Source organism: Streptomyces sp. NPDC050263 (assembly GCF_040655955.1).
Classification (GTDB): domain Bacteria; phylum Actinomycetota; class Actinomycetes; order Streptomycetales; family Streptomycetaceae; genus Streptomyces.
Window position 1 is genome coordinate 1 of the sequence record NZ_JBFAKW010000279.1, and the last position, 2,031, is coordinate 2,031.

Annotated in this window: 2 protein-coding genes; one reads left to right on the top strand and one right to left on the bottom strand. The window is 67.6% G+C overall.

All coding sequences use genetic code 11. The features are described 5' to 3' along the window. Positions 1–355: 355 nt before the first annotated feature. Entirely contained in the window at positions 356–997 is a 642-nt protein-coding gene (locus AB0J04_RS45945; RefSeq protein WP_363174699.1) for a DNA-3-methyladenine glycosylase, read from the bottom strand. Positions 998–1,162: 165 nt separating this feature from the next. Here AB0J04_RS45945 and AB0J04_RS45950 point away from each other — a divergent pair, with 165 nt between their 5' ends. Continuing rightward, on the top strand, positions 1,163–1,945 hold the full coding sequence (locus tag AB0J04_RS45950) for a sporulation protein (protein ID WP_363174700.1): 783 nt from the start codon (positions 1,163–1,165) through the stop codon (positions 1,943–1,945). Positions 1,946–2,031 lie beyond the last annotated feature (86 nt).

Below are 2,031 nucleotides of genomic sequence, written 5' to 3' on the forward strand. Positions count from 1 at the left end.
GGACGCTTCCTTTGTACTCACCCGAGACACTCTCAGGCTTTCCTCCGGGCAGTTTCCCTTCGGTCTTGCGTTTCCGACTCTATCAGATCCTTTTCTTGATCCGATTCCCTGCCGGCGGGATTGCCTTGGGCTTTGGGCTTTCGCCTGTCGGCCTTTCGACATTCACTACGTTAGCCGATTCCCTCCGCAACTCATAATCGAGTTCCGCCGAGTTCGAATTCGGGCATGCAGGCACGCCAAATTCGCTCCCATTGTAGGGGCGTCGTAGGTAGTGGGTTGGCCGCTTCCGACTGCTGGCGATTGCCGTACCCGGTTCAAGCGGCTCGGGCTACGTTACGCGCAGGCCAACAGCGAGTCAACTTCGGCGGCTCCTGGGGGCATGGGCCCGATAAGGGCTCACCGTCGGGTCGTCGGCGACCCAGTACCGCCAGGGGTGGACGGCGCCGTCGCCGGAGACGCCTGTGCGCGGGCCGCTGCGTACCTGGTCGGAGCGGACCGGGGTGCCGGCGAGGATCTTCAAGGGGGTGTCTCCGGTGGCGCAGGCGTCGGTGCCGTCGAGGGCCCGGTCCACGTCCAGTGCGGTGGCCAGGCGGGCGGGGCCTTTGGCCAGTTCCATGTCATCTCGGGCCGAGAGTCGACGTTTGCGAGCCGCCTCGGCGCCCTCGACGATCTCGCCGGCCCGCAGCAGGACGGCGCTCGCGCTGCCGTCCGGGCCGCAGACGAGGTTCATGCAGTGCCACATGCCGTAGGTGAAGTAGACGTACACGTGTCCGGGCGGGCCGAACATCACGCTGTTGCGGGCCGTGGGGCCGCGATAGGCGTGGGATCCGGGGTCGTTCGGGCCGTCGTAGGCCTCGACCTCCGTGAGGCGCAGGGTGATCGGACCCTCGGGGGTCGTGCGGACGAGGAGGCGGCCGAGGAGGTCGGGGGCCACTGCCAGGACAGGGCGGTCGAAGAAGGTCCTGGGGAGGGGCGTACGGTCGGGGGTCGCGATCATGCCCGCCGAGCGTAGTGCAGACAGGTGGCGCTGGCGGGCGGGTGCGTCGGGGTGGTCAGCGGGCGCTCGGCTTGCCAGGGTGTGGGACGCGGAACCGGCCACGTCCGGATCGCGTTTGTAGGGATCGAGGGATCCCGTCCGAAGGTCGTAGTCAGAGGGAGAGTCATGGCGTTCAAGAAGCTGCTCGCGAGTCTGGGGGCCGGCGGGGCTTCGGTCGAGACGGTGCTGACCGAGGTCAACGTCGTTCCGGGCGGTGTCGTCCAGGGTGAGGTGCGGATCCAGGGCGGATCCGTGAACCAGCAGATCGAGGGGCTGTCGGTCGGGCTGCAGGCCAAGGTCGAGGTCGAGAACGGCGACCAGGAGTACAAGCAGGACATCGAGTTCACGAAGCTGCGGCTCGGGGGCGCCTTCGAGATCCAGGCCGGTGCCGTGCACGCGGTGCCGTTCGGGCTCGAGATCCCGTGGGAGACGCCGGTCACGACGATCGACGGTCAGACGCTGCGCGGCATGCACATCGGTGTGACCACGGAGCTGGAGATCGCCCGCGCCGTGGACTCCGGTGACCTGGACCCGATCAACGTGCACCCGCTGCCGGCGCAGAAAGCCATCCTGGACGCCTTCATCCAGCTGGGCTTCCGTTTCAAGAACGCGGACCTCGAGCGCGGTCACATCCGGGGTACGCGGCAGAAGCTGCCGTTCTACCAGGAGATCGAGTTCTTCCCGCCGACGCAGTACCGGGGTCTGAACCAGGTCGAGCTGAGCTTCGTGGCCGACGAGCACGCGATGGACGTCGTGCTGGAGATGGACAAGAAGCCGGGGCTGTTCAGCGAGGGCAGTGACACCTTCCGCTCGTTCCAGGTGGGTCTGCACGACTACCAGCAGACCGACTGGGCGGCGTACCTCAACCAGTGGCTGTCCGAGGTCGGCAGCAAGCGCAACTGGTTCTGAGCCACAAGGTCTGAGACACGCAGAGGGGCCCGGGGCGGCGGTGGGGGGCCCCGGCCCCCCAGGGCGGGGTTGGGGGGGTTGCCCGC

Coding starts and splice junctions, on each gene's coding strand:
- AB0J04_RS45950 (WP_363174700.1), top strand. CDS start 1,163: ATGGCGTTCAAGAAGCTGCTCGCGAGTCTGGGGGCCGGCGGGGCTTCG.
- AB0J04_RS45945 (WP_363174699.1), bottom strand. CDS start 997: ATGATCGCGACCCCCGACCGTACGCCCCTCCCCAGGACCTTCTTCGAC.